General features: G+C 31.5%; 21 protein-coding genes. 5 read left to right on the top strand and 16 right to left on the bottom strand.

Translation table 11 applies throughout. The features are described from left to right. Positions 1-25: 25 nt before the first annotated feature. Positions 26-235: a hypothetical protein gene (locus G4L40_RS10560; protein ID WP_166237161.1), complete on the top strand. Its 210-nt coding sequence runs from the start codon at positions 26-28 to the stop codon at positions 233-235. Between the two features lie 44 nt (positions 236-279). On the opposite strand, the gene G4L40_RS10555 is transcribed toward G4L40_RS10560, so the two are convergent. The 4 genes from G4L40_RS10555 to G4L40_RS10540 all read right to left on the bottom strand — a co-directional run bounded on the left by G4L40_RS10555 (position 280) and on the right by G4L40_RS10540 (position 4,314). Beyond that, the gene (locus tag G4L40_RS10555; protein WP_166237160.1) at positions 280-1,161 is read right to left on the bottom strand and encodes a bifunctional 5,10-methylenetetrahydrofolate dehydrogenase/5,10-methenyltetrahydrofolate cyclohydrolase; all 882 of its coding nucleotides are present in this window, start codon (positions 1,159-1,161) and stop codon (positions 280-282) included. A 129-nt stretch (positions 1,162-1,290) separates the two neighbouring features. Beyond that, positions 1,291-2,637: a signal recognition particle protein gene (ffh, locus tag G4L40_RS10550; protein ID WP_166237159.1), complete on the bottom strand. Its 1,347-nt coding sequence runs from the start codon at positions 2,635-2,637 to the stop codon at positions 1,291-1,293. Between the two features lie 135 nt (positions 2,638-2,772). Beyond that, on the bottom strand, positions 2,773-3,237 hold the full coding sequence (locus G4L40_RS10545) for a hypothetical protein (protein WP_166237158.1): 465 nt from the start codon (positions 3,235-3,237) through the stop codon (positions 2,773-2,775). 42 nt (positions 3,238-3,279) lie between these two features. After that, the gene (locus tag G4L40_RS10540; RefSeq protein WP_166237157.1) at positions 3,280-4,314 is read right to left on the bottom strand and encodes a hypothetical protein; all 1,035 of its coding nucleotides are present in this window, start codon (positions 4,312-4,314) and stop codon (positions 3,280-3,282) included. A 301-nt stretch (positions 4,315-4,615) separates the two neighbouring features. On the opposite strand from G4L40_RS10540, the gene G4L40_RS10535 reads away from it, so the two are divergent. Genes G4L40_RS10535 through G4L40_RS10520 form a run of 4 tightly spaced genes read left to right on the top strand, consistent with a single transcriptional unit; the run spans position 4,616 to position 9,368 of the window. Beyond that, positions 4,616-5,131: an RNA polymerase sigma factor gene (locus tag G4L40_RS10535; protein WP_166237156.1), complete on the top strand. Its 516-nt coding sequence runs from the start codon at positions 4,616-4,618 to the stop codon at positions 5,129-5,131. A 43-nt stretch (positions 5,132-5,174) separates the two neighbouring features. Next, positions 5,175-5,876: a c-type cytochrome gene (locus tag G4L40_RS10530; protein WP_166237155.1), complete on the top strand. Its 702-nt coding sequence runs from the start codon at positions 5,175-5,177 to the stop codon at positions 5,874-5,876. A 48-nt stretch (positions 5,877-5,924) separates the two neighbouring features. Further along, positions 5,925-6,824 (top strand): FecR family protein, encoded by a 900-nt coding sequence (locus tag G4L40_RS10525; RefSeq protein ID WP_166237154.1) that lies wholly within the window; start codon positions 5,925-5,927, stop codon positions 6,822-6,824. After that, the gene (locus G4L40_RS10520; RefSeq protein ID WP_166237153.1) at positions 6,825-9,368 is read left to right on the top strand and encodes a TonB-dependent receptor; all 2,544 of its coding nucleotides are present in this window, start codon (positions 6,825-6,827) and stop codon (positions 9,366-9,368) included. It abuts the gene before it with no gap. A gap of 33 nt (positions 9,369-9,401) precedes the next feature. On the opposite strand, the gene G4L40_RS10515 is transcribed toward G4L40_RS10520, so the two are convergent. From G4L40_RS10515 to G4L40_RS10460, 12 genes are all read right to left on the bottom strand, one after another. Then, positions 9,402-9,590, bottom strand: a complete 189-nt coding sequence (locus tag G4L40_RS10515) for a YgaP family membrane protein (RefSeq protein ID WP_133609854.1) — start codon at positions 9,588-9,590, stop codon at positions 9,402-9,404. Positions 9,591-9,599: 9 nt separating this feature from the next. Then, positions 9,600-9,905: a hypothetical protein gene (locus G4L40_RS10510; protein WP_166237152.1), complete on the bottom strand. Its 306-nt coding sequence runs from the start codon at positions 9,903-9,905 to the stop codon at positions 9,600-9,602. 58 nt (positions 9,906-9,963) lie between these two features. Then, entirely contained in the window at positions 9,964-13,158 is a 3,195-nt protein-coding gene (locus tag G4L40_RS10505; RefSeq protein WP_166237151.1) for an efflux RND transporter permease subunit, read from the bottom strand. A 71-nt stretch (positions 13,159-13,229) separates the two neighbouring features. Further along, the gene (locus tag G4L40_RS10500; RefSeq protein WP_166237150.1) at positions 13,230-14,312 is read right to left on the bottom strand and encodes an efflux RND transporter periplasmic adaptor subunit; all 1,083 of its coding nucleotides are present in this window, start codon (positions 14,310-14,312) and stop codon (positions 13,230-13,232) included. Positions 14,313-14,360: 48 nt separating this feature from the next. Beyond that, positions 14,361-15,674 carry a TolC family protein gene (locus G4L40_RS10495; protein WP_166237149.1) on the bottom strand — a complete coding sequence of 438 codons (1,314 nt, stop codon included), beginning with the start codon at positions 15,672-15,674 and terminating at the stop codon, positions 14,361-14,363. Positions 15,675-15,819: 145 nt separating this feature from the next. Then, the gene (locus G4L40_RS10490; protein WP_166237148.1) at positions 15,820-16,026 is read right to left on the bottom strand and encodes a hypothetical protein; all 207 of its coding nucleotides are present in this window, start codon (positions 16,024-16,026) and stop codon (positions 15,820-15,822) included. Positions 16,027-16,132: 106 nt separating this feature from the next. Next, positions 16,133-17,734 (bottom strand): hypothetical protein, encoded by a 1,602-nt coding sequence (locus G4L40_RS10485; RefSeq protein WP_166237147.1) that lies wholly within the window; start codon positions 17,732-17,734, stop codon positions 16,133-16,135. 66 nt (positions 17,735-17,800) lie between these two features. After that, entirely contained in the window at positions 17,801-18,115 is a 315-nt protein-coding gene (locus G4L40_RS10480; protein ID WP_166237146.1) for a hypothetical protein, read from the bottom strand. Between the two features lie 42 nt (positions 18,116-18,157). After that, the gene (locus G4L40_RS10475; protein WP_166237145.1) at positions 18,158-18,346 is read right to left on the bottom strand and encodes a hypothetical protein; all 189 of its coding nucleotides are present in this window, start codon (positions 18,344-18,346) and stop codon (positions 18,158-18,160) included. Positions 18,347-18,411: 65 nt separating this feature from the next. After that, positions 18,412-20,103 carry an MBOAT family O-acyltransferase gene (locus tag G4L40_RS10470; protein WP_166237144.1) on the bottom strand — a complete coding sequence of 564 codons (1,692 nt, stop codon included), beginning with the start codon at positions 20,101-20,103 and terminating at the stop codon, positions 18,412-18,414. Between the two features lie 2 nt (positions 20,104-20,105). Further along, positions 20,106-21,518, bottom strand: coding sequence for a GDSL-type esterase/lipase family protein (locus tag G4L40_RS10465; RefSeq protein ID WP_166237143.1), 1,413 nt, complete (start codon positions 21,516-21,518; stop codon positions 20,106-20,108). Beyond that, a complete protein-coding gene (locus tag G4L40_RS10460; protein ID WP_166237142.1) occupies positions 21,508-22,956 on the bottom strand; it encodes an SGNH/GDSL hydrolase family protein in 1,449 nt (482 codons plus the stop codon). Before G4L40_RS10460 ends, G4L40_RS10465 begins: the two co-directional genes overlap by 11 nt. Positions 22,957-23,035 lie beyond the last annotated feature (79 nt).

Raw genomic sequence — 23,035 nt, 5'->3', positions numbered from 1 at the left:
TAATTTATCCCCCAAAACACGAAATATGAAACCTAATTTATTAAAACTTTATGCAACCATTTTTATGGCTTTTATTAGCTTTTTAAGTGTTGCGCAGCCGGTAGACCCACCAGCAGACGATGATCCACCAGCATCTCCAATTAATACAAAATTGGTTTGGCTAGCAATTTTTGGAATCACTTTTGCTTTTTACTACTTCAAAAATCAAAAAAAGACAAGTTTACAAGATAAATAGTAAGCAACCATAAAAAAAGACCTCAAATTGAGGTCTTTTTTTATTTATTTATTTCTTTTCTGTTCTCTTGCCAAAAGTGTGTTTTTTAACAACATTGCAATTGTCATTGGACCAACACCTCCTGGAACTGGCGTAATGTAGGATGCTTTTTTAGATACATTTTCAAAATCTACATCACCTACAATTCTATATCCTTTTTCAGTAGTTTCATCTTCTACTCTAGTAATTCCAACATCAATAATTACAACATCATCCTTTACCATTTCTGCTTTTAGAAAATTTGGAACTCCAAGTGCCGAAATAATAATATCGGCTTGAGAGGTAATTTGATTGATATTTTTAGAATGACTATGTGTAACCGTTACCGTTGAATTTCCAGGAAATCCTTTTCTTCCCATTAAAATACCCATTGGACGACCTACAATGTGGCTTCTCCCAATTACTACCGTATGCTTTCCATCGGTTGGCACATTATATCTTTCTAATAATTCTAAAATCCCGAAAGGTGTTGCTGGAATAAAAGTAGACATATCTAAAGCCATTTTTCCAAAATTTTCTGGATGAAAACCATCTACATCTTTACTAGGATCAATAGCTTCAATGATTTTTTGGGTGTCGATTTGTTTTGGTAACGGCAATTGAACAATGAAACCATCTATATCATCATTCTCATTTAATTCTTTGATTTTTTTCAAAAGTTCCGTTTCGGAAGTTGTGCTTGGCATTTTAATCAAAGTAGATTCAAAACCTACTCGCTCGCATGATTTTACTTTGCTTCCTACGTAAGTTAAACTCGCTCCGTCGTTACCTACAATAATTGCTGCTAAATGAGGTACTTTTTCTCCATTAGCTTTCATTTGTGCTACCTCAGCAGCAATTTCGTTTTTAATATCTTCCGATACTTTTTTTCCGTCTAATAATTGCATTGTTTTTATTTCAGGTTTAGTGTTTTGGTTTTAAAAGTTGTGTGTTTCCCAAAACAAATAGTTAGTATGTTTTAAAAAAATAAGGTTCAAAACTTTCTTTATTTGAAATTTTAAACCTTAAACTATAATTTACATTCTTGGCATTCCGCCTTTCATTCCAGCCATGGCTTTCATCAAATTTTTTCCACCACCGCCTTGCATCATTTTCATCATTTTGCTCATTTGGTCAAATTGTTTCATCAATTGATTTACTTCTTCAATTTTTCTCCCAGAGCCTTTCGCTATTCTATTTTTACGTTTCACATCGATTAATGATGGTTTACTTCTTTCAGCCGGTGTCATTGATTGGATAATAGCTTCAATGTGTTTAAAAGCGTCGTCTTCAATTTCAACATCTTTTAACGCTTTTCCTGCTCCAGGAATCATTCCAACAAGGTCTTTCATGTTACCCATCTTCTTGATTTGCTGAATTTGCGCTAAGAAATCATCAAAACCAAATTCGTTTTTAGCGATTTTCTTTTGTAATTTTCTTGCTTCTTCTTCGTCGTATTGCTCTTGTGCTCTTTCTACTAAGGAAACAACGTCTCCCATTCCCAAGATTCTATCAGCCATACGAGATGGGTAGAATACATCAATAGCTTCCATTTTTTCACCTGTACCGATGAATTTGATTGGTTTATTAACTACTGATTTAATCGAAATTGCAGCTCCACCACGCGTATCACCATCTAACTTTGTTAAAATAACTCCATCAAAATTTAATCTATCGTTGAATGCTTTTGCTGTGTTTACCGCATCTTGTCCCGTCATCGCATCTACAACAAATAACGTTTCTTGTGGTTGAATAGCTTTGTGAACATTTGCTATTTCGTTCATCATTTCTTCATCCACAGCCAAACGACCAGCAGTATCGACGATTACTACATTGAAACCATTTGCTTTTGCATGTTTGATTGCGTTTTGAGCAATTTCAACAGGATTTTTATTTTCTGGTTCTGAATAGACTTCAACCCCAATTTGTCCTCCAACTACGTGTAATTGATTAATTGCCGCAGGACGATAGATATCACAAGCTACCAATAAAGGTTTTTTGTTCTTTTTAGTTTTTAAAAAGTTGGCTAACTTCCCAGAAAAGGTAGTTTTACCAGAACCTTGTAAACCTGACATCAAAATCACAGAAGGATTTCCTGAAAGATTAATTCCCGCAGCATCACCACCCATTAATTCAGCCAATTCATCTTTAACGATTTTCACCATTAACTGACCAGGTTGTAACGTAGTTAATACGTTTTCTCCTATAGCTTTATCTTTTACTCTAGTGGTAAAATCTTTGGCAATTTTAAAGTTAACGTCCGCATCTAATAATGCTCTACGTACTTCTTTTAAAGTATCGGCAACGTTTACATCCGTAATTTTACCATGTCCTTTTAATAGGTGTAACGCTTTATCTAACTTATCGCTTAAATTATCAAACATAATTCTGAATTTGTGTAATGAAGTGCAAAGATAACATAAAGTTATAAAGTTGCAAAGTGAGTGAATGGGTTTGTTTTAAATAAAAAAACCAGCCTCTTAGACTGGTTTAATCGGGGCAAAAAGTGTGTGAGTTTTTTAGTTTTTTTCTAAAGTAAGATAATCAGTTCCGCCGTTACCACCACTTACATCAACTAATTCAATTTTTGTATCTGTTCTAGATAAAATATCCCAATCATCAGACAATTCATCAGCAAAATTTGCTGGAGATGAAAATAAGATATTGAAATCTAAATCATTACTAGGACTATCATCATTACTATCGTCATTAGTTACAGACCATGACCCTGTATAAGTATTTGTTCCATTTGTTGCTGTCAATACATTTGCAGAACCAAAAGTAAAATTATAACCAGTAAAATGATACGTTTCGTTTACTCCAGAATCTTCATAAAATGTAATTCTCCAAGTTCCAGAAGTTACTGTATTAATTACTGGAGTTGGATCAGCTGATGAACTTGAATTATCATCACTTGAACACATTGAAGCTACGTTTAACATAAAAATCAATGACAACATTGGGATTAAAGCTAATTTTTTCATAGGATTAAAATTTAATTTGTTTTTGTTTATAATTTAGTTTGTTTAATTTTTTGTTAGGTATAAATAGTCCGTTCCTCCATTACCACCACTTACATCTTTCAATCTAATTTGTGTTGCAGTATATTCGATAACTTCCCAATCATCTTCTAATTCATCCAATGTAATTCCATCAAAAGAAAACTCTAATTTTTCTTCACCACTATCCATATAATTAGACCAAGTTCCGTTTAATGAAATTGTATTTTTTACTGCTAATGACGTTCCATTACTATTAAATGTAAAATTATAACCTGTATAATCTGAAGTTTCATCTGTGTCATCAAAAAAATATGACACATACCAAGAACCATCTGCTATAATTGTACTCAATGTAGTACTACCACCACCTCCAGAAGGAGAATCATCGCAATCATCGATTGAATCTTCAATAACATCTTCTAACTGATCATTATTTGTTATTGTAACATTCTGTCCGTTAGCATTTGTTAACGAAATTGGATATTGAATAGCGATATATTCGTTATCTTCAAGGTTTTCTAAGAAATTATACAAATCACTATTGTTAGTAATTGTAATTGTATCAGCTAATTGATTATTAGAATTATACACACTAATTACAATTGGAAAATTGAAGCTTATGCAATCAATTTCATCAAAACCATCATCTTCTCCACAATCATCAATTACATCATCTAAATCGTCTGAATCTTGTAAAACTTGTGTAGAAAAGTTTTGATACTGAATTGTTATAGGGTATACAAAATTCACAATATCATCATCGTTAGAAAAAGCATCAATAGCATCTTGAACCGTTTGATAATCCGCTTGAGTTGACACCACAATATTTTGACCATTTACAATTACTGTTACTGGTAAAACAACGCTAAAGCAGCTTGAATTATCCATAACATTATCACCAGATGTTGGGTTTTGTGTAACTCGTGTTACTAAAGTAGTTAATGGTGAAGTATTCGTCAAATTCTGAGTTGTATCTTGAATGACTTCATTTTCTTCACTCTGACAAGACATTAAAAATAAACCTACTAGGCTTAAAATTAAAAAACGATTTAGTTTCATATTATACAGTGTTTTTGGGTTACTTATCATAAAACAATTCAAATTTATTTTACCCTACCTTCTTTTTAAAATAATTTTAAAACAAAAAGAGTAAGCATTATTAAAAAATTAAAAAACCATATAACAATCTGTGCTATCATGTAAATTGACTTTTCATCTTTAGTAATTGCTTTTTTAATTATTGTTTCCATATTCAAATTTTTTTTAATCAAATAATGATTATATTTGTATGTACAGATATAACAACCTACTTTTAAAAAACCCTACCAAAAATTATTTTATTTTAAGCAATTCACAAAACATGTCCGAAAATAGTACTATTTGCCAAGAAAATATTTTTTCAGCTTTTTTTAAAAGTCATGCTAAAGGTTTACGAAATTTTCTCTACTACAAATTTGGAAATACAGACCAAGCTGAAGATGCTACACAGGAAGCTTTTATAAAATTATGGCAAAATTGTAAAGATGTTCCGCTAGAAAAAGCTAAATCTTATATTTATACCATTGCTACAAACAATTCATTAAATGCAATTGCACACAACAAGGTAGTTTTGAATTATGAAAAGAACAACACTCTAGTAGATAGAACCAATGAAAATCCAGAACATATTTTAGAACAAGAACAATTTGAGTCTAAACTATTAAAAGCCATTAACAATATTAATGAAACACAACGAATTGCATTTTTAATGCACCGAATTGATGGTAAAAAATATGCCGAAATTGCCTCAGAATTAAACATTAGCGTAAAAGCTGTTGAAAAGCGTATTCACTTGGCGTTGATTGAACTAAAAAAAGAAATTGAAAATTTTAAGTAGGGTAAAAAACAACATATTTGTTTAATTATTAAATTAAACCTTAATGAAAAAAAAATCTTTAAATACAATTTATTCATTACCTGTATTACTTTTTATAATTGTAACATCAGTTTTATTTTTTAGTTTTAAAACTAATGAAACTATTTTTTATAATTCAAACCCTGAATATAAAGTCATAGGTTGTGACACTACCATTATTTATTTTAAACAACAGGTTTTACCTATTTTGCAAACAAAATGCATAATGTGTCATAATCCTGAAAAAAACTCGCATGGAGTCTTGCTTAACAACTATGAAAACATATTAGCAACAATTGAAACAGAAGATGATGATGATGAACAAAAAAATGAGTTAGCGAAAGTGATTTTGAGAAATAAAATGCCTCCTTACCCTCATGAAAAGTTATCAAGTAATCAAAAAAATATTCTTTTAAAATGGGTTAACCAAGGGATGCAAAATAATAGTTGTGAAGAAACTTTAATTGCAACTTCAAACCTGACATTTGAAAATAGTTTAAAATTGGTTATTGAAAATCATTGTATTGGTTGTCATTCTGGAAAATCTCCTGCGAATGGATATGACTTTTCAAATAAAAACACAGTATTGGAAGTTGTGAAAAATGGAAAACTTTTAAAAGCAATTAATCACGAAGCTGGAGTTACACCAATGCCTTTTATGAGTGATAAAATTTCTGAAAATGAAATAAACGCTGTTCGCACTTGGATTGAAAATGGAATGAACTAAGTAGGGTAAAAAACAATATACTTGTTACATTATTGTAATGCAAAAATTATGGACGAAGATTACAAATTAGCCAAATGGCTTAATAACGAACTTACTGATGAAGAATTAGCCGAATTTAAGCAAAATCCGGACTTTACTTTGTATGAAAAAATCAAAGAAAATTCAGCACGCTTAAAAACACCTGAATTCGACCAAGATAAAATGTTAAGTAGCGTTGTTGCTACTAAAAAAGAAACAAAAGTTGTGAAACTTCAACGAAATTGGTTTACTCGTGTTGCGGCGATATTAGTAATTGGTTTAGGATTAAGTTTTTTTGTTGTTAATAATTTCAAAGAAAAATATTATGGCACAAGCCTTACTCAAACAGTAAGTTTACCAGATAATTCAGAAGTATTAGTTAATAAAAATTCGTCTATAGAATACAAAACTTTCTTCTGGAAAAACAACCGAACCATCGATTTAAAAGGTGAAGCTTACTTTAAAGTTGCAAAAGGAAAAACATTTGAAGTCAATACGAATTTAGGAAAAGTGACCGTTTTAGGAACACAATTCAATGTAAACTCAAAAGACAATACCTTTGAAGTAACTTGCTACGAAGGAAGAGTAAAAGTAAACTATAAAAATCAGGAACTTATTTTAACAAAAGGAATGTTAGTTACTTTTGAAAATGATTCTAAAACAGAAGGAAAAACAACATTATCAATGCCAAACTGGGCTTCTGATGAAATAGAAATGAGTTTTACAAATCAAAACTTAAAAACTATTATTACTGATATTGAAAACACATATAACGTAACCATTAAAACAAATACTATAGCAACAGATCAATTATTTACTGGAAAAATTCCAAATAATAATTTAGATGTAGCCTTACAAATAATTGCCTCAACCTATCATTTACAAATAAAAAAATCAAACGAAACAAGTTTTGAATTAGTAAAAAAGTAAATGAATTATAATCGTTTTTTAATAATTATCAGCTTATTTGTCTTTGTTTTGCCGCTTCGTGCGCAAGATAAAGGCAATGCTGTTTTATTGAAAACAATTTTTGAGAACATCAGCAAAAAACACCAAGTTAGCTTTAATTACATCGAAGAAGAAATTGCGGTTTTCAAACTAGTTCCACCTTCAAATTCATTAACATTACAAGAAAAACTGAACTACATTACTGAAAAAACCCAATTAAAATTTGAATTTATTTCAAAAAAATACATATCAGTAATTAACAATCAAAAACTTGACAAACCTTTGTGTGGATTCCTTTTAGATGAAGAAACCAAAGAACCCATCATTGGTGCTTTTCTACAAATAACAGCAACAAACAGCACCACAATTACAAATGATTTAGGATATTTTGAACTCAATGTAAAATCGGCAAACGATATAGAAATTTCTCATTTGAATTATAAAACCAAATTGGTACAATCAACTTTTTTATATGTAGAAAATTGCCCGAAAATCTATCTAAAAAGTATTATAAACGATTTGGAACCCGTCGTAACAACTGTCTATTTAACCAAAGGAATTACCAAAAGAAAAGATGGAACATTTGAAATAAAACCTAAAAAAATCGGGCAACTTCCTGGTCTAACTGAGCCTGATGTTTTTCAAACCATGCAACAAATTCCTGGTATAAACGCTACCGATGAAAACATTTCAAATACAAGTGTAAGAGGCGGAACACATGACCAAAATTTGTTTCTTTGGAATGGAATTAGATTGTATCAAACAGGGCATTTTTTTGGATTAATTTCTTCTTTAAATCCCAATTTAGCACACAAAATTAATATTGCTAAAAATGGAACATCCGCTTTTTATGGCGATGGTGTTTCGAGTTCGGTTTTAATTTCAACACATACGGATTCTATAGAAAATACTCGTGGCGCTATTGGTTTAAACTTAATTAATGCTGATTTTTATACAAAAGTCAAAACGTCAAAAAAATCAAATATTGAAATTAGTGGCAGACGATCTTACACAGATTTAGTAACTTCTCCAACCTATACGAATTACTTCAATAAGATTTTTCAAAACACTATAGTTACTAATTATTTTGACAATCAAAATATTAAATATAATTCAGACGAAGATTTCTATTTTTATGATTTTACGGCACAATACCATCAAAAAATAAAGCGAAAAACAGATTTATTCATTGATATTTTAAGCATCAGCAACGTCTTGGACGTGTTACAAACTAAAACAGAAAACAGTATTACAACTTCAAAATACAGTTGTTTAGAACAACAAACTTACGGTGCAAATGCATTATTAAAAACAGATTGGAATGCGAAAAATAGTAGCGAAATTTCAATTTATGCTTCTTATTACAATATTAATTCTGAAAATGAATCGATAGAAAGTAATCAAATTTTTAATCAAGAAAACACTATTTTAGATACAGGAATAAAATTACAAAACAGTCATGTTTTATCAGATAAATTCACCTTTTTGAATGGCTATCAATTTAATGAAATTGGTGTGCGAAATGTAGATATTGTAAACACACCTATTTTTTCAAGAAAAATTAAAGAAGTTTTAAAAAATCATGCACTAATTGCCGAACTGAAATACCGTTCGTCAAACGATAAATTTAATGGTCGAATTGGATTTAGACAAAATTATATTCAAGAATTTTCAACATTTATTTTTGAACCTCGAGTTCAGTTAAATTATAAATTTACTCCGTTTTTTCAATTGGAAATTATGGGTGAAAGCAAACATCAAACTACTTCACAAATTGTAGATTTACAACAAGATTTTTTAGGCATCGAAAAACGAAGATGGACTTTATCTAATAACAAAGACATTCCGATTGTGAAAAGTAATCAAGCTTCATTAGGATTTTCGTTCAACAAAAATAATTGGTTGCTAACTCTAGAAAATTTCTACAAAAAAGTAGATGGAATTACCAGTATGAGTCAAGGTTTTCAAAACCAATATGAATTTGTAAAAACCAATGGAAATTATACCGTATATGGAACCGAATTTTTAATTCAAAAACAATTCAGACCAATTACTGCTTGGATAAGCTATACTTTTCAAGAAAACAATTATGACTTTAAAACATTAAACACAACGGCTTTTCCGAATAATTTTGAAATAAAACACACCATAAAATCTGCTATTATTTCAGATTTTAAAAATATAAAACTAGCCATTGGTGCACAATGGTTTACAGGAAAACCAACAACCTTACCAATAAGCACAACACCCATCTACACTGACCCAGAAACACCAACTGTAGGTTATCAATCGCCAAATTCATCTAATTTAGAAGATTATTTCCAAGTGAATTTTTCAGGTGCTTATGCTTTCAATATTGGTAAAAAATCAACACTAAATTTAGGTTTTTCTATACAAAATGTATTGAATAATAAAACAAGTATCAATCAACATTATCGCATAAACAATAACACAAATGTTGTGGAACAAATAAATACTTTCTCGTTAGAAAGAACACCAAATGCCTTTTTAAGATTTACATTCTAAAGAAAAAGTCAGGCTTTCACCTGACTTTTAATCTTAATCTTGAATTTTAAATACTTTTCTCAAAATATCTTCCATCAAACACCACTTGGTAATGGATGATTGTAATAAATTTGCACCTACAAAAATGGTAAACCAATACCAATTTTCGTTGACATACATACCTAACAGCACGCTTAAAATGATGAAGGTTCCTGCTATTGCTCTTATTAATCTGTTTATCATATCGTAATTTTAATTATATCGTTCTACTGAAAAAACCGCAGCATGTACTTTTGAAGCTGAATTTTGATTTCCGTTAAATTCACCAACAATGCCACATAATAAATCCACATTTTGTTTTTCTACAAAAGCATAAAATACTATAGAATCAATTTCATTCATTTCTGAACCAAACCAATTGGATTCTACACCTTCTCCTGAAGCATCTCTAAAACCTTTAACATCTCGGTAAGAATACGATTTTACTTTGGCTTCTTTTAGCATCTTTTTGACGTCTTTTTCAAATTCTGCTATCGCTGTGATTAATATTAATTTCATAATTTTTTTATTTGTAGAAACCTACAAGGTTTTGAAAACCTTACAGGTTAATTATTAATTATTTTTTCTCCCATTTTTTACGTTCCGTGATGTAGTAAATCAAAGGCACAACGATTAATGTCAATAAAGTTGAAACAATCGCCCCTGCTACTAACGAAATAGCTAATCCTTGGAAAATTGGATCAAACAAAATGATTGAGGCTCCGATTACTACTGCTCCTGTTGTTAATAAAATTGGGGTTGTTCTAACAGCTCCAGCTTCAATAATAGCTTGTTTCATTGGAACACCATCGTTTAAACGAATTTCAATAAAGTCAATCAGTAAGACCGAATTCCGCACCATAACTCCAGCTAAGGCAATCATTCCAATGAATGAAGTTGCCGTAAAGAAAGCACCTAATAACCAGTGACCTAATACAATTCCAACTAAAGAAAGTGGAATTGCAACCATCATGACGATTGGTGTTTTGAAATTTTGGAACCAACCTACAATCAACATGTAAATCACGATAATTACAACTAAGAACGCTGCGCCTAAATCACGGAACACTTCTAAAGTAATTTGCCATTCTCCATCCCATTTTACAGTAAAATCGCTTTCATCAGAAGGAGAATCCATATACAATTCGTTTACTTTATATCCTTTTGGTAATTGCATTTTTTCTAACTTCTCATTCATTCCCAAAATCGCATACACAGGACTTTCTAATGCTCCCGCCATATCGGCTAAAACATAAACTACTCGTTTTTGATCTTTTCTGTAAATCGTATTTTGAAGTGTATCTGTAGTAACTTTTACCAAATCACTAACCGGAACCACATTACCACGACTTCCTTTAATTTTCAAATTTTGAATATCTTGCATCGAAGTTTTGTCTTTGTCTGCTAATGAAAGTGTAATACCCACAGGATTATTTGAACGCTCATCATACAAGTTGGAAACCGGCATTTCTCTTAACAAATAAGTCAAATTACCGACTACTTGTTGCGGAGCAATTCCGTTCAACATGGCTTTTTCTCTATCAACTTCCAATTTATATTCCACTTGAGGCGCTTCCACCATCCAATCCGTATCTACCACATCAGAAGTAGTTTCTAAAATGTTTTTTACTTGATTCGCTACTTTGATTTGATCTTCGTAATTAGGTCCATAAACCTCAGCTACTAACGTTGACAAAACGGGTGGCCCAGGTGGAACTTCTACAATTTTTACATTCGCACCATATTTTTTAGCGATTTTTTGTACTTCTGGACGCACTACTTTTGCAATATCATGACTTTGTAAATCACGATCTTCTTTGTGTAATAAATTCACTTGAATATCCGCCATATTGCTTCCACCCCGCATATCGTAATGACGTACCAAACCATTAAAAGTTATCGGAGCCGAAGCACCAATATAATTCTGATAATCTACCACTTCAGGAACCGTTGAAAGATATTGCGCAATTTCTTTAGTAACGGCAGCTGTTCTTTCTAATGTAGTTCCTTCTGGCATATCGATTACCACTTGGAATTCGTTTTTATTATCAAAAGGCAACATTTTTACCGCTACCGATTTGGTAAAAAACATCAAAACCGAACCAATTAACAAAACACCAGTAATCAAAAACATTAGATTACGTTTTTTAGAATTGTCTAAAAGTGGTTGCTCAATTTTTTTATAGATTTTATAAATCCAAGATGTTTCTAAACCTTGTTCTTCTTTGTTTTCTTGCTCGTCTTTTTCATGTAATAAATGGTATCCCAAATAAGGTGTAACGGTCAAAGCTACAAACAACGATAATATCATTGCAATCGAAGCGCCAATAGGCATCGGACTCATATAAGGCCCCATCATTCCCGATACGAAAGCCATTGGTAAGATAGCCGCAATTACAGTAAACGTTGCTAAAATGGTTGGATTTCCTACTTCGTTAATCGCGTAAATAGCTGCTTGTTTAAAAGGCAGTCGCTTCATTTTGAAATGGCGGTGCATGTTTTCGGCAATAATAATACTATCGTCGACCACAATACCTACTACGAACACTAGGGCAAAAAGAGTAATTCGGTTTAGTGTATACCCTAATAAATAGTAACTAAATAAGGTCAAAGCAAAGGTTAATGGAACAGAGAAGAAAACCACTAATCCACCTCTCCAACCCATGGCTAGCATTACTAAAACCGTTACTGCAATAATAGCAACACCTAAGTGCAACAACAACTCTCCTACTTTGTGAGATGCTGTTTCTCCGTAATTTCTGGAAACTTCAACATGTACATCTTCAGGGATAATATTTTTCTTTAAAGCTTCAACTTTTTCAATGATTTTCTCTGAAATCTGCATCGCATCGGCACCTTTAACTTTCGCCACCGAAATGGTTACGGCTGGATATTCCGAGTTAAATTTTGAGAATTTCTCATTCGCTTTTCCGTAACCAAAAGACACATAATTTTTTGGTGTTTGAGGTCCGTCTTGAATCGAAGCGACTTGTTTTAAGTAAACCGGCATATTATTGTTTACACCAACCACCAAGTTTTCAACATCTTCCGAAGTGGCTAAAAACTTACCAGTAGTTACTAAATATTCCGTATCATTCTGTACAAAACTTCCAGATTGCGAACTACCGTTATTGGCTTGAATCATTTGCATAATGCTCAATGCATCTACACCATTTTCAGCCATTTTATCTTTATCTAAAACTACTTTTAGTTCGCGTGTTCTTCCACCAATTTCTTTCGTAATGGCAACATCTTTTACTTTTTCAACTTCCGAAGTAACTTCTTCTGCGATTTGACGTAATTGGAAATCATCATATTTTTCACTCCAAAGTGTTAACCCCAACATCGGAACATCATCAATCGAACGTGTTTTTACGATAGGTTGCATTACTCCTTCTGGGAACATCGTGCGGTTTTTCATCAATTCGTCGTATAATTTTACATACGAATCTTCGCTGTTTTCACCCACATAAAATTGCACCACCATCATCGAATAACCATTCATCGCCATGCTGTGAATGTGCTCTACTCCTTTGATGTTGCCAATGATTTTTTCTAATGGTTTTACCACTCTATTTTCTATCTCAGACGGACTTGCGCCAGGATACATGACCATAACATCGGCCATAGGAACGTTAATTTGCGGTTCTTCTTCTCTTGGAATTAAGAACGAACTATATGTACCAATAATCATCAACGCCACCATCAATAAAATGGTTAATTTTGAGTTGATAAAGAAATTGGCTATTTTACCTGATATACCTTCTTGCATTTTTTTAAGTTTAAATGTTTATGCGTTTAAAAGTTTAAAAGACAATGCTTAAAACTGAAAACTGCGACTGATTACTGAACACTAACCTTAGCTCCGTTGAATAATTTTCCTTCTGCTGAAACAATATATTGTTCGTCTGCTGCTAATCCTGATAATACTTCTACTTGATTGCCGAATGCTTTCCCAATTCGCAACCATCTTAGAATAGCAACATTACCACTTCCTACAGTGTAAATTCCCGTTAATTGTCCTTGTTTAACCAAAGCACTTTCTGGAACTAGAACTATATCAGATTTTACAGTAGTTGTTTCTTTTTTAGCCGTTGGAAATTGCACATTTACAAACATTCCAGATAAAATTTCTTTATCCATTTTGTCTAATGTTACTTTCACCAAATATTGTCCTCCTGTATTTTTTGCGGATAAACTCACTTCCGAAACCTTTCCTGAGACTTCTTTGTTTAATGATTTCACGTTGATTTTAACTGGCATACCATTTTTTACATTCGAAATATCACTTTCCGAAACCATTGCGGTTACTTGTAATCTTGAAGCACCTTCTATACTTACTAAAGGCATTCCTGGATTTGCCATATCACCTTCTTTTACGAAAGTATTAGTAACTGTTCCTGAAAATGGAGCTGTAATATTCGAATAAGAAAACTGCGCCATCACTTCATTACGCATTTGTTTGGCTGCTTCTAAACCTGCTTTTGCCATTTCGTAGCGAGCGGTCATATCGTCTAATTCTTTTTGAGAAGCCGATTGTTGTGCAAACAAATTCACAAAACGATCATAATCTTTTTTTGCATTGATGTATGCTGCAGTCGCTTGTGTGATAGATGCATCCACTTGTGCTTTTTTAGCTTGTAAATCGGTATTATTGATGCTTACTAAAAGTTGTCCAGCTGAAACATTTTGTCCCACTTTTACATTCACTTTGGTTACATATCCCATCATTCTTGTGCTTAAATTTGCACTATTTTCCGATTCTATTTTCCCACTTGCTGTTACATACGGACTATTTGAGTTTCCAGAATTTCCAGCCACTTTTACTGGAATTGAAGGTAAATCAGCAACATTTTCTTTTTTATCACTTCCACAAGAAGTTAAGATTAAAGATGATAGTGTAATGATTGTTATTATTTTTTTCATGTTGTTAAATTTTGATTTTGAACTTGCGCTTGAACTTGTTCTTGCTGTTTATTTCGTTAAAAATTGTAAGTATTGCTTAGTAAAGTTATATTCGAAAACGGCTTGCAAATGCTCTAATTCTTTTTGTGCCATTTGCGTTTCAGCCATTAATAAATCAGTTGTTTTTTCTAATCCTTGTGTGAATCTATTTTGACGAATTCTAAATGCTTCTTGCGATTGTTCAAAAGCTAATTTTGATAAATTCACTTTGTTTTCGGCATCAAGTAATTGACGATTGGTTTTATTCAATTCTAACTGACTTTGTTTTTTGTATTGTTCGGTTTCAACCGTTGCTTTTTCAAAATCAACTTTAGCTTTTTGTGTTTTTCCGATGTTTTTATATCCATCAAAAATATTCCAAGATAATTGTGCTCCTACTAAATACCCTTTAGCTGAAGTTCCGAAAATATTTTGATCATACAATTCATAACTTCCAAAAGCATTTAATCGTGGTAAGAATCCGAATTTGGATGATTGAAACATCTTTTTGTACGCTTCAGACGATTTTTGCATCGCTTGAATATCTTTTCTAGAATCAGAAATTGTTGTATTGATACTTTCGATTGCTATTGAATTATCTAAAGCTTCTGCTGGCTTGTAGGTTTTTCCAACCATATCTTCATTCAATAAAAATGCTAAATAATCGGACGTATTTTGTACATTCGATTTGGCATATTGTAATTGATTCGTAATCTCATTTACACGAACTTGCACATTTAATAAATCGGTTTTTTGTAACATTCCGTTTTTGAAATAGTTTTCTACCAATTTTAAATTCCCTTGTGCTGTTGTATTTGCTTTCTCTAAAACTTTTACCGCTTTATATGCCAATTGCAATTGCATATAAGCTTTTGAAACTTCAAGTTCTAAATATTCTTTAGTGCGCTCTGTTTGTAGTTGAAAAGCATCCATTTTAGCTCTAGCAGCTTGTCTTCCGTACAAACCATCTAAGTTGATAAGTGGTTGTTGCACTTCTATTTTGGTTGCAAAATTTTGAGTTTTATCAGGATCATTTAACAATGCTGGATTAAAATCGGAAGCCGTTAAGATTCCTTGATTTAATTTGGAACCAAACGCCATTAAAGGATTGGTAGTAACTATTCCTGTATGCGAAACAGTAATATTGGGTAAAAAAAGTGCATTTGATTGACGATAATCTGCCTTTGCAGATTGAAAAGATTTTTCGGCAACTTTAATCTGTAGGTTATTTTCTGTGACTTTTTGTAACAAATCATTTTTGGAAATGGATAAGGTATCCTGCGCATAAACATTAACTGTCCCAAACGCAATTCCAATTGCTACTAATAAATTGATTTTCTTCATCGTTTAATTTTCATTTTATTACTGAACAAAAGTACGATGCCGAAAAACCGTAGTCGGTAACAAGAGTTACATAGACTTGTAATATATGTTACATAAAAAAAATGCCTCGAAAAAATCGAGGCACTTTAAATTTATTTGATTAAAACTACTCAGCTTTTTTCTCAGTAGCTTTTTTAGATGAACAACATCCACCTGATTTACCTTCAGAACCACAAGATTTTTTTTCTGCAGTTGAGCAAGATTTTTCAGTTTTAGCAGTTTCTTTTTTTGCTTTTTGTTTTGGCTCTTGAGCATTAACATTCATTGACAACATAAAAGCTGCTACAGCCATGATTGAAACTAATTTTTTCATCTTTATTATTTTTTAAATTGTTATTTATTTTTTGTGTTCTAATTATACTATGACAAATATATATAATTTTAGAAATAGTACTCTTAATTTTTTATTAATTTAACAGTTATTGCTTTTTAATTACTTTTTCTGAAACATAAAATTTATCATCAAATACAAAAGTAATAATTACAAAATCTGTCTTAGCCGATGCAATACTAAAATTCATACTCGTTTTTCCAGTATGAATATCTTCGATATCTCCTTCTTCAACAACTTTTCCTTCTAATGTTGAAATAAAATAACCAACAGTTGTATCATAAGGCAAGTTAAACTCTACACGCACAGTATCAAGTGAGGTTGGATTTGGCGAAACAATCACAGAAAAAGGATTTTTTCCGTCAATTTGTTGAACAGTTAAAACTGGATTTTTTACCAATTTAACTTCATAGATAGTAGGATCGGCAGAAGTCAATCCTGTTTGATTATCTGTAAATGCAGACAAAGAAGAACTTAGAATGCCACCATATAAATGCCCAATCACAAATTCATTAGAAGTAATATTAGATAATTGAATAACTTCGTTTGAGTAATGAGGTAAAGTTTTATTCGGAATAAACTCGGCTCCAGCTCCTTTAAGATTTGGCATCTCAACTGGCAAATTATATTCATACAAATTACCTGAAGCATCTCTTGAAGTTCTACTAATTGTTTTTACAAACGGAACCGTATTATCTTGAACTAAATTACCTGCTTGATAATAATACTGACTCATTCCGCCAAAAAATAAGTTGTGCATTTGATTTAAAGTTGCGTCATATAAACCCACTTTTCCACTGTGATAATTACTTAAATATTGGTTAAAACTTGTTTGTGGATAATAGCCACTAGCTTTTATATCTACTGGATACAAAAAGGGCAAATCAACCGCAATTTGAAATACACCAGATGAAATTGTATACCCTAACTCTCCATCAGGAAAAACTTGTGGTACAAGATTATAATCTCTTCGGTGCAAATGAACTGCATCAGTAATCGTTTCATAATTAGCATAACTTAAATTACTCCCAGAATTATCAATTGTAAATTTTCGGATAGCATTTGAATACGTTTGCGTAAAAGTTGGGTTATTCATTGGGTTATATCTTCCATCAAAACGATGTCCGCCTACCAAATAAAAAGTAGTTCCAATTTTAGCCAATTGTCCACCAGTTATTGCAAAAACATCATTCGAAATTTGCTTGAAATAAGAAGTTATTGGTGTTCCAGCAATGATGGCGTTCATCAAATTTGGCACATCAACGGAAGTCAAATTATTGAATGTTTTATGATCGTCTGCTGAAGCTGCATAAGCATATCCTCCAATAATAAACAAAGCATCACCGTCTTGATAAAAATTCATATTGGTAGATTGCAACTGCTCTTTAATTCCTACTGGAATTGAATTTACTGATGCAGACCAAGATTGTTGTGTAGCAATATCAACCACATAAATATCTGTGTTATTTTGTGCTCCTGGAAATGAATTAAAAGGTTGGCGCGCATGAACACCATCTTTTCTTCCTCCAATAATTAACCATTTCCCATTATGCTGTCCAAAAGCATAAGAATGCAAACCTGGCAATCCAGAAACCGAAACAGGAGTTAAAACTACATTATAATCAAACGTAGTTTGTGCTATTAATGACTGTATAGAAGCCAAAAATATCACTATAAAATATTTTTTCATTTTAAATAAATTATAAGTTAAACCTATGCTAAAAGAGCATAAGTAATTAATAAACTTTTAAATTTTTTAAACGAAAAACTTTGGTGGATGCCAAATAGAGTGTTGATATTTTGGGATGAAAATCTTTTCGTAATTAGATTTTTGTTTTTCAGAATAAAACTCTGGTGTACTATTAAATTCTTTTAATGAAATTTCAGCAACAAACTGTATGGGACTGAAATTTAAACTCATAATAATTTTCCCTTTCTCGCAACCAGAAGTTTCTGAACCATTGCATGAAATTCCACATTCTGAACTTACTAACATTTTTATAGCTCTTACTGATGGCAAAGTATTTAATGTCATCAGATAGAAAAAAAGAATGTAAGTTAGAAATTTCATTTTCACAATCGTGCAAATTATTTTAGCAATGAAACAAATGTATTATTTTTTAGGAATTTGGCAACCATTTGCACCACACCCCGTATTAAAAAGAGCTTGTATTAAAAAAAATAATCCAAAAGCTATAAAAAACCATTCAGAAGTAACATAAGCTTGAACAAATAAAAATATTGCAAATACTAACCGTACAATGCGCATCAAATGCCAATTTGTAAATAAAATATGCTTCATGTTTACTTTTGATTTTATCGTCAAATATATATCAACAAAAAATATTTTTGTGTATCAAATGTTACTTAAAACTGAAAGTAAATAAAAGGTTGTGGACCTGCTGAAGCTGTAGCATAAACTACCCAAAATACAAATCCTAACACAATAGCTTTTCCAATTAATGGCAATGCTTTAAAACTATTTTGCATCAAATTAACCATTTTTTCAGGAAGAAAATGCCATATAAATCCAATTGTCATTAACAAAAACACATTTTTGTATCCAGAAATAATAACCATCCATTGGTTCATGTCAAAGGTTACTTTTCCAATATTTTGAATGACTTCTATAGCTGTTACAAAATCTTTTGCTCGGAAGAAAATCCAACAAAAAGTTACAAAATGAAAGGTTAAAACAATAGCCAAAATAGTCCAAACATAACTAAACACACTTTTCTTTACATCAACTTTTGCTGGAAAATATTCCAAAACAATTTTATGAACCGCTAAAGCAATTCCATGTAAAGCTCCCCAAATAATAAAACGCAAACTTGCACCATGCCATAAACCGCCAAGTAACATTGTTGTCAGTAAATTTACATTGGTAAACATATTTCGCTCTCTATCTTTTGAAAGTAAGAAAGTCATTACAAAAGCAATAGCTCCACCGACTGATATAAATAAAGGCACGTGGCTTGTTCCGATGAAGGAAATACTCCATAAAATCAATATAAAAAAGAACAAAGCTGGAAATAAAAATCCTGCAAAAGTTCCTTTTCTGTTTCCTCCTACCGAAATATACAAGAAATCTTTCAACCAAGTTGATAGCGAAATATGCCATCTTCTCCAAAACTCGGTAATCGATGCCGATTGATAAGGTGTTCTAAAGTTGGTTGGTAATTTAAAACCTAGCAACAAAGCCACCCCGATAGCCATATCAGAATAACCCGAGAAATCACAATAAATTTGAATGGCATAACCATAAGAAGCCATTAAATTTTCAAAAGCAGTATAACTCGAAGGAGCATCAAAAACACGATCAACAAAATTGATTGAGATATAATCTGAAATTACCGTTTTCTTAAGTAAACCTCCAATAATTAAAAGCAATGCTCTATTTACTTCTTCTTTAGTTATGTTTAATTTCTGATAAATTTGTGGTAAAAAATCTTTGGCTCTTACAATTGGCCCAGCAACTAACTGCGGAAAAAACGAAACGAAAAACAAATAATCAACATAATGTTTCGTTGGTTCAATTTCTTTACGATATACTTCTATAATATAACTAATGGATTGAAAAGTATAGAATGAAATTCCGACCGGAAGTATAATTTTTTGAAAGGCAAAATGAGCTCCAGAAACTGAATTATAAGTGTCAATTACAAAATTGGTATATTTAAAATAACCAAGAAAACCAAGATTTAAAATAACACTAAACGCTAAGCACACTTTCTTATAAAAAACACTCGTTGTTCGATGCACCAAATTACCCAAATTGTAATCTACTACTGAAGACGCAACCAACAATAAAAAGTAAATGCCACTCGATTTATAGTAAAAAAACAATGAAAACGCAATTACATAAACCAATCGTTTATAAAATGTGTTTTGCAACGAAATATAAATAGCATAAAAAACAATAAACAAGCCCAAAAATAAACCTGTATTAAACAACAAAGGCTCTTTTGGATTATAAATAAACCAATTCTTAACCGTTTCTATCGTTATTGTACCAAAGGTTTCAGTAAACCAATTTTGTATTGAAAAAAGTGCTATCACAACTATTTTGCTGATTTATATAATTCATATGATTGTAAAAATGCTTCAAAGAATAAATCGGCTTGTTTTTCATAACCAATTTTGGAATAATGTACTTTATCGCGAGACATTAAACCTTTTGCAGCATTCTTAAAAATATTTTTATTGCCACCAAAAACTTCAAATAAATCCCAAACTGCATAACCATTTGAATGGGCATTTTCTTTGATTTTTACTGCATAATCAGCAATAAAAGTGTTCGTGTATTTTCTATGTAAAACCGAAGGTGGCGGTGTTGTTACCAAAATGGTTGCTAGGGGTGTTTTTTCTTTAATTGAAGCAATCATCTGGTTCAATTGCTTAAAATATTGTTCTGCAGATTGCTTATCAAAACTTTCATTTGTACCTAACGATATAATAATTAAATCAGGTTGTAAAGCGGGCAATTGCTCAAAAAATAGTGGAAATTTATTATAATCTGAACATTTTGCACCATTGACGCCAATGCCGCTGTAAGTGATTCCTGGTGCGTTGTTTCCTAAAATCAATCCATTCAGAGCAAAATCATTAACATTTTGATTCGGAACTATTGCTATTTTGTCCAATGGTTTTTCCGAAATATAATCATTTGAAAAAAATGAAGTTTGCAAATCTATAGGCACAAACTCTGTTTTAGTTACAAATCTAGGCTGTGTCTGCTTTGAAGGGATTGTCAAAATTTTTCCATCTCTAATCATATCACTTTTTAACCCATTTGCTTTTTTAAGAGCTTTCAACGACACATTATATTTGTCTGCAATCCCACCTAAAACTTCACCAGGTTTTACCTTATGCGTTATTTTTTTAGGCACTTTAGTTTCTATTACAATATTTTTATTAGAAACCGAGACATCAAATAAATTAGTGTTTTGAGGTGTAATTACCTTTAAATTGGTAAAATTATATCGTGCATCTTTTACTTGTACTTGTATGGCAAAATTATCAGATTTTGTTTCCAAAGCGATTCCACTTAAACCAACAGGTTTTGATGAATCGGCATATAAATTTCGTACACTCTGAAAACTTCCCGAAGCAGTAAATCGAATGGGTGCGCTATTATTTGTCTTTGCAACACTATATGGAAATGTAAATCCAAAACCCGCATTTCCAAAAGTATTTTGCAGATGATTTCTCATTCTTGCAGTAAACAAATCGGCTTGAATGTGAGAATCCCCAATATGAACTACATTTATTTTACCTTCTTTTGATTGTTCTAATTGGTACAATCTTTCATAAAAAGCAGCAATTGCACTCGTATTTTGTATATCATTTTTATCAAAAGTAACCTCAACAGTATCAACAATAGTAGAATCAATCGCTACAAAAGTTGTATCCACTTCTTGAGCAAAACCAAAGGAAGTCAATCCAAGTAAAAACAATATTATCTTATTCTTCATGTATTGAATCCTTTTTTACAGCAACCGTATCTCTTTTTACAGGAGTGGCTGGTTTGCGCTTTTTTCTTAAATTTTTATAGGTTTCGTACCCTTGATTAATTTGGTTAAAAATCATATTTGCTACTTCTTTAGCACCTCTATGATTAAAATGTGTATAATCTTTATTTGCTTTTGCAGGAACTTCATCTACCCATTTTACCATAGAACCATCACCACCCATTAATGTGTAAATATTTACAAAACTCGCTTCTGATTTAATAGCATATCTCTTTTGTGCAGTATTCAATGGAACGACAGCCGAATCTGTTTTCATTTCCAAATCATACTTAGTTGATTTATCTGCCGTTGATATAATTAAAATTGAGACGCCAGGAAAACATTCTTTCAAATGATTTACAACTTTAGTCATTCGTTTTTCATACCAAGTATAATCTAATGTTCCATAATTCAACACATTAGCTCCATATTGTAATACAATTAAATCATAACCTAATTTTGCATGAAACGCTTTCATTGTAGCCGTATCAAATGTTCCTAATGGAAGTCCAGAATTTCCTCTGTTTGAAAAATTATCAACATGAACTCCTTTTCCATCATCAAAATTAAAACCATAAAAAGGAATTGAATCAGCTTTAGAAAAATTTACTTTTATGTTTTTCAAATTCCCTTCTGACAGAGTCAATGTGTTTAAAGTATTGTTTGGTGATAATTTTTTGAAAATAGTATCAGAACCTACAGTATAAAAAACCTTTCCGTTTTTATTTGATGAGCTTCCGTAGAACAATGTTGGTTTTGGTAATTCTGAGGCAAATTTTGTTTTGGTTGCTTTGTATTTTACCCAAGCTACATTTGAAGTATCGTTAGCAAAAAACACATGCCCATTTACACCAAAAGCACGTGATGGTCTTTTAACCTTCAAATACGATTGTGTTTTCCAATTACCCGAAAATTCGTGTGTAAGTGAACTTCTTGAACTAGCTGATTCTGATGTAATATTAACAAAACCAACACCTTGACCACCAAAACGTTCTTGCAAATAAGTTCTAAAATCCTTAACTATCAAATCACCATCTGTCATTGAATCACCAAAATAAGCTATACGAACATTTCCTTGCTTTTTGGTTTCCAATTGAAACAATTTTTCAAAAAAAGTGACCAAATATTGATTTCCTTTGTATTCATCAAAAGTTTCATCTGGGAATTTTATTCCGTTAACAACCTTAAAATCAATTGTTTTATTTGATAACGTATCTTTTTCTTTAATAGCTCCATCTTCTGCTAATGCTTCTAAAAGCAAGCTGTCTACAACAATATTTTTAGAATTTGCTGTGCTTTCAGGAAAAATTTTCTTGGGTAGAAATGTTTTGAATGCTAAAAATGATAGGGTTGAAAAAACCACTACAATTAATGCTTGAATAAAATATTTTGATGTGTTCATTTATTATATTTCAATATCAAATACAAGTTAAAAAATCAAGTATAATCATAAACTCGTAACTTGTAACTTTAAACTCGTA

The organism is Flavobacterium celericrescens (assembly GCF_011392075.1).
GTDB classification, from domain to species: Bacteria; Bacteroidota; Bacteroidia; order Flavobacteriales; family Flavobacteriaceae; genus Flavobacterium; species Flavobacterium celericrescens.
The sequence above is the reverse complement of the archived record's forward strand: the minus strand, read 5'-3'. Positions and strand labels throughout refer to the sequence as shown.